This window comes from Marinitoga sp. 1155 (assembly GCF_001021175.1).
Lineage (GTDB): Bacteria > Thermotogota > Thermotogae > Petrotogales > Petrotogaceae > Marinitoga.
On sequence record NZ_AZAX01000053.1, the window covers coordinates 74,768 to 81,288 of the forward strand.

The 6,521-nt window shown below is 26.3% G+C and carries 5 protein-coding genes; all 5 read left to right on the top strand.

Translation table 11 applies throughout. The annotated features are described in order from the left end of the window. The first annotated feature begins 2 nt into the window (after positions 1–2). The gene (locus X274_RS11710; protein ID WP_052913308.1) at positions 3–635 is read left to right on the top strand and encodes an HAD family hydrolase; all 633 of its coding nucleotides are present in this window, start codon (positions 3–5) and stop codon (positions 633–635) included. Between the two features lie 204 nt (positions 636–839). Further along, positions 840–1,871 (top strand): AAA family ATPase, encoded by a 1,032-nt coding sequence (locus X274_RS10730; RefSeq protein ID WP_047266824.1) that lies wholly within the window; start codon positions 840–842, stop codon positions 1,869–1,871. Further along, complete coding sequence (locus tag X274_RS10735) at positions 1,872–2,468, top strand: DUF3226 domain-containing protein (RefSeq protein ID WP_047266825.1); 597 nt, start codon at positions 1,872–1,874, stop codon at positions 2,466–2,468. A 354-nt stretch (positions 2,469–2,822) separates the two neighbouring features. Next, entirely contained in the window at positions 2,823–4,346 is a 1,524-nt protein-coding gene (locus tag X274_RS10740) for an AAA-like domain-containing protein (protein ID WP_047266826.1), read from the top strand. Positions 4,347–4,797: 451 nt separating this feature from the next. Beyond that, a partial coding sequence (locus X274_RS10745) for an AAA family ATPase (RefSeq protein ID WP_047266827.1) occupies positions 4,798–6,521 on the top strand: 1,724 nt, incomplete at its 3' end.

Below are 6,521 nucleotides of genomic sequence, written 5' to 3' on the forward strand. Positions count from 1 at the left end.
ATATGAATATAGTTTTTGATCTTGATGGAACACTGGTAAAAACGGAAAATATTGCCTTACCTGCCATTAGAAACGTATTAAAAGATTTAGGTTATAACTATAAGATAAATAAAAAAGAAATATTAAAATATATTGGTTATACAATTGATGATATTTTTGAAGGACTTTTAAAAACTAAAGATAAAAATATTATAAATAAAGCCATTAAATTACTCGATTTATATGAAATTGATATAATTAAAAAGGAAAATATAGAGACTATTTTTTTCGATGGTGTTTTCGAGGTTCTGGAAACATTAAAAAAAGATAATCATAAATTATTCATCCTTTCTAATTGTAATATAAAATATATGACAGCCCTACTTGAAAAAGGGTTGAATAAATATATCGATTCTCCTCATTGTGCTGAAATGTATGATTGGGCAGAAAAAGATTATGTTTTGAACTTAATTTCAAATGGTAATAAGAATTTTATAATGGTTGGTGATAGACACAAGGATATTGAAGCAGCAAAAGAGAATGGTTTTATTTCTATAGGATGTGCCTATGGTTTTGGCGATGAAGAAGTTAAAAATGCGGATTATATCGTTCATAATATTAAAGAGATACTTCCAATTATTGATAATCTAAAATAATATACCTAATTCTTTATCAATAAGGTAGTATAATATAAACTATATAAAATAAAAAAAGTTCCAACTCAGTAACTACATCCGTAACACATTTAAATCTATTGGAATAATTTTAAAAGACGCACCAGAAGGAACTAAATTTACTATTAAATAACTTAGAAAAAATACAAAATTGCTTATATCAAAGTACGAAAAGAGGTGTTTTTTATGTTCACTTCAGTAACAATAAAAAACTTCCGACTTTTTGAACAACTTACTATCAACAATCTAAAAAGACTAAACCTCTTCGTCGGAAAAAATAATGCTGGAAAAACAGCAATATTAGAATCAATTTTCTTACTAACATCACCAAAAAACATACAATTAAATCTTAACATAAATGCTTTTAGGGGGCTCATAGTATCACCTGCCAATATAGAATATATAATCCAATCGCTTTTTAAAAATATGGATACAAAAAAAGAAATAGAACTAACGGCAACACTAAAAAACAAAATAACAAAAACCAGAAAAATAACAATAATTCCATATCAAAATACAAATATTACATATCAAAATCCATCATTGGATACTCCAATCCAAACAATAAAAGGTTTAAAAAGCATATCAAAATATGACCAACAAGAAATAATAACATATCTAATAACCCACGAGAATAATTTTGAAATAAAAACAGAAGGGAACACATTCAACGAAGAATTTCACGGAATATTCTTAAATGCACAAACAAGAAATACTCCTGGATTACCTCAAATGTTCTCGAAAATAATAATAGAAAAAAAGAAAAAAGATATAATAGAAATACTGAAAAAAATAGATCCGTCAATAAAAGACCTTGAAATTGGAGGGGATGGAATAATATACTGCGATACAGGGTTGCCTAAATTATTTCCAATAAACCTGATGGGAGATGGAATAGTAAAGTTGCTATCAATCCTCACTGCCATGTATAATTACAAAAACGGTATAGTAATAATAGATGAAATAGAAAATGGTTTACATTACTCATCCCTAAAGTCATTATGGTCTGGCATAAACGAAGCATCAAAAAAATTCAACGTTCAGGTGTTTGCAACAACCCATTCATGGGAATGCCTGGAAGCATTCTCAAAAACTTTAAAAAACGAAAATGACATAAAATTATACAGAATTGATAAAAACGAAGAAAATTTCAAAATCGTAGAATATGAGAATGAATTGATAAACCTATCACTCCAGAATAATTGGGAGCTGAGATAAGTGAATCAGAAAATAGAATCAGATAAACTATTATTAGTTGAAGGAAAAGATGAAGAAAATTTCTTATTAGCCTTCTTAAAACACTTAAACATATCAAATATTCAAATACTAACAGTTCAAGGAAAAGAAAACTTTAAAAAAGAACTGAAATTAATTACCAAATTTCCAGATTTTGAAAAAATTAAAATCATGGGAATAGTAAAAGATGCAGATAACTCATTTCACAATTCATTAAAAAGTATTGTAACTATATTATCCAATCTTGGATTTCAGGTTAATCAAGATGGTTCATTTTCAAATGGAAAACCAAAAATTGGAATATTCATAATGCCAGATCATAAAAGTCCAGGGATGCTTGAAGATTTATGCTTATCTTCAATCAAAGAGCAAAAAGAAATAAAATGTTTCGAAGAGTTTTTTATATGTTTAAATAACAATGAAATAACGAACTTTAAAAATCTCTCAAAATCTAAAACACTTGCTTATCTGGCTTCGCAAAAAGAACCCGTTAATTCACTTGGTTTAGCAGCTAAAAAAGGATATTGGAATTTTGAAAAAATGGAAAAACTTAAAAATTTCTTATTAAATTTTGTCTGACAATAATTAAAAAATCACCATTGTTTATCCCGTAGGCGTGAATATTTTCTTTGAAAATATTGAAATGTTTTTATTTTAAGATCTTAAATCTTTAACCTATAACCCGCCGTAGGCGAAAATATTTGCTTTGCAAATATTTTAAGAATTTATTTTTTAAAATAAAATGATTTTATCCTAATATTTACCGAAGGAGAGCGACATCTCAAAATTTTTTTTAATTAAAATCCAATTTTTAATCCTATTACCCACCGTAAGTGTGAATATTTTCTTTGAAAATATTGAAAAGTTTTAATTTTAAAATCTTTAATCTTTATCCTATAACCCGCCGTAGGCGTGTAACACCGGAGGTGAATCATGAGAAGATTCTGCACAAGTGGTCCCGTTGATAAAAAGACATGTTATTACATAGAAAGACCAGATATAATGAAAGAAGCGCTTGATCATATAGAAAATTGGAGATACTTTACAGTATCAGCACCAAGACAAAGTGGAAAAACAACACTGCTAAATGATATAGTTGAAAAAATAAAAGATAAATATTTAACAATATTTATTTCATTTGAAAGTTATGGGGATAAAACAAAAACATCATTCTTAAAAACAATTGTAAGAGATTTCAAAATAAAGATAAAATCACTTTATTCTGAAAATATAGAAATCGAAGAGCCGGAAGAAATGGATGATATAAGAAGAATTATGATGAGATTAAATGAAACAACAGGAAAAGAAGTAGTATTAATGATAGACGAATTTGAAAAATTAGATGAAAAAATAATGAATGAATTTTTACATGTAATACGAAGCATATATCATGATAGGGAAATATACAAACTCAGAAGTGTAATATTAATAAGCGTAGGATACTTAAGCGGAATATTAGAAGACAATGCCAGTCCATTCAACATAGCAGAACATTTAGAAGTGCCGTACTTTACAAAAGAACAAGTATATGATTTACTTTCGCAACACGAAAAAGAAACAGGACAAATATTCGAAGAAAAAGTAAAAGAATTAATATGGCATAACGCAGCAGGACAACCAGGATTAACCAATGGACTTGCATATGACTTAGTAATGAAAAAGGCAAAAGGAGAAAAAATAATAACAGAAAAACATTTTGAAAAAACATTATATGATTATATGAGAGTATATATAGACAAAAACATATCAAATATAATAAACAAAGCAAAAAAAGAAAAAAAATTAATGATGAAAATATTATTTGAACCAAATAATATAGAATTTAATATATATGATGAAAACATAAAATTCTTATATTTAAACGGAGTAATAGACAATTGTGAAGGCATATGCTGTGTGAAAGTGCCGTTGTATTACAAAGCATTATATGCAAGATTCAAACCACAAATCAATGGAGAAAAAAATTATATGGCAACAATAAAAGATACAATAAAACCATATATAAAAGAAGATGGGAGCTTGGATTTAAACAAATTAATGAAAAGATATATAAGATACATAAAAGAACGAGGAGCAGTAATGTTCAAAGGCAGGAACTATTACGAAGGAGTATATCAATACAATCTTGATCAATTTCTTGGATTATATGTAGAAGCGGCAGATGGAAAAGTATATCCAGAAACACAAATAGGCGGAGGAAGAATAGATTTATTGATAAATTTAAACAACAAAGAATATTTAATAGAAATAAAAGCAAACATAACAGGAAATGATTATGAAAAAAGTAAAAAACAAATAAAAGAATATATAAAAAGAAAAGGGTTAAAAGAGGGATGGTTAATAATATATTCAAATACAATAAAAGATTTTGAATATATATTAGAAGAAGAAAATGGAATAAAATTACACATTTGGTTTATAAAAACGAATTTTAAAAGTCCATCAAATGTAAAATAATTTTATGTATGGCTTTTTAGAAAAAAATATTATCATTCATTAATATTTGCAATAATAGCATCATCAGGAATAGATGTAAAAGCAGAAGGATTAACAAATTTAGGGCTCAGCGACTTTTAACCTACCGGAGAAGAGCGACAGATCAAAAGTTTTTTTAATTAAAATCCAATTTTTAATCTTATAATCCGCCGTAGCGTGAATAATTGCTTTGCAAATATTTTAAGAATTTATTTTTTAAAATAAAATGATTTTATCCTAATCCCTACAGGAGATTAAATAATTACACTGTAATTATTTAATAGTTTTTTTATCTTTTAAAAATCAAAAAAATATAAACCGCTGCCCGCAATAGCGTGTATATTTTCTTTGAAAATATTAAAAAGTTTTTATTTTAAAATAATAAATTATTATCCTATAACCCGCTGTAAGCGTGTAACACCGGAGGTGAGCCATGAGAAAAAAAATACCATATGGAGAACAAAATTTTGAAAGAGTAATAATGCAGAATTATTATTACATAGACAGAACAGAATATATAGAAAAATTAGAATCATTAAATGAAAAAAATATAGTGTTTTTAAGGCCAAGAAAATTTGGAAAAACATTGTTCTTAGATACACTTTCAAAGTATTATGATATCAATTATGCAGAGAAATTTGAAGAATTATTTAAAAACTTATACATAGGAAAAAATCCAACATCGTTAAAAAACAGTTATTATATTTTAAAAATGAATTTTTCTGGAATACAAACAGAAAATAAAGAAAAATTAATAAGTAGTTTTAAAAATAATGTAATATCTTCACTGGATGACTTCAACACCAGATATGAAATAAAACTAAAAATAGAAAAAGAATACACAGAACCTGCAGATATAATAAGGGCATTTTTAACAGACGCTAAAGAAAAATTAAATAAACCAATATACTTATTAATAGACGAATATGATCACTTTGCAAATGAATTATTGAGTTTTAACCTTGATTTATTCAAAGACAGCGTAACAAAACATGGATTTGTAAGAAAATTCTACGAAGAAATAAAAAAAGGAACAAAAACAATAATAGAAAGACTATTCATGACAGGTGTAAGTCCAATAATGCTGGACTCATTAACCAGTGGATTTAACATAACAATGAATATAACATTAGCACCAGAATTCAATGAAATGCTTGGATTCAAAGAAGAAGAAGTAAAAGAATTATTGGAATATTATGACATATATTCAGAAAAATTATTAAAAGAAATGCAAGAAAATTATAATGGATATATATTCAACATAAACGCAAAAGAAAAAGTATATAATCCAGACATGGTATTTTATTTTATAACAGAATATTTTTCAGAAAAAAGACCACCAAAAAAAATAATAGATGACAACATAATGAGTTATTATAAGAAAATTCGGAATCTATTCAGTCTTGGTGAATTAATATATATAAAAACGGATGAAGAAAGCAATAAAGAATTAACAAATGAAGAAAAACAAAAAAAATATTTAAAAAAAATAATCGGGAAATTATTAAACGAAATATTACTAACAGGAAAAACAGAGCTAACAGAACTAACAACAATGTTTAATCCAGGAAAAAGGATAGAAATAAAAGACATAAAATCATTATTATTCTATCTGGGATTCATGACTTTTGAAAAAAAAGGCATAATAACATATCTAAAAATACCAAATTATTCAATGAAAAAAATATTCTCAGAATATTTCACAGAATACATAGAAGAAAAACTAACAGAATATATAGACCCAGAGCCAATAGAAATAGCGGTAAGAAAGATACTATCAGATGGAGAAATAAAAAGCTTTGCAAAAGAAATAGAAAGCCTACTGAACAAAATGGACAACAGAATATTCATGGGATTAGATGAAAAATACATAAAAGCAATAATGTATAGTTATTTAGTATTAACGCCATATGCAATGGTAAAAATGGAATATCCAGTAGAAAATGGGTATATAGACATAGCAATGTTCAAAAGATACGAAGAAGTGCCATATGAAGCGATAATAGAAGTAAAATACATAAAACAAAAAGGATACACAGAAGAAAAATTAAAAATGAAAATAAAACAGGCAAAAGAACAAAAAAGAAAATACAAGAAATCAGATGAATTAAAGGCAAGAAATGAAACGATGAAAAAGTATATAATAGTTGTTGTTGA

Coding starts and splice junctions, on each gene's coding strand:
- X274_RS11710 (WP_052913308.1), top strand. CDS start 3: ATGAATATAGTTTTTGATCTTGATGGAACACTGGTAAAAACGGAAAAT.
- X274_RS10730 (WP_047266824.1), top strand. CDS start 840: ATGTTCACTTCAGTAACAATAAAAAACTTCCGACTTTTTGAACAACTT.
- X274_RS10740 (WP_047266826.1), top strand. CDS start 2,823: ATGAGAAGATTCTGCACAAGTGGTCCCGTTGATAAAAAGACATGTTAT.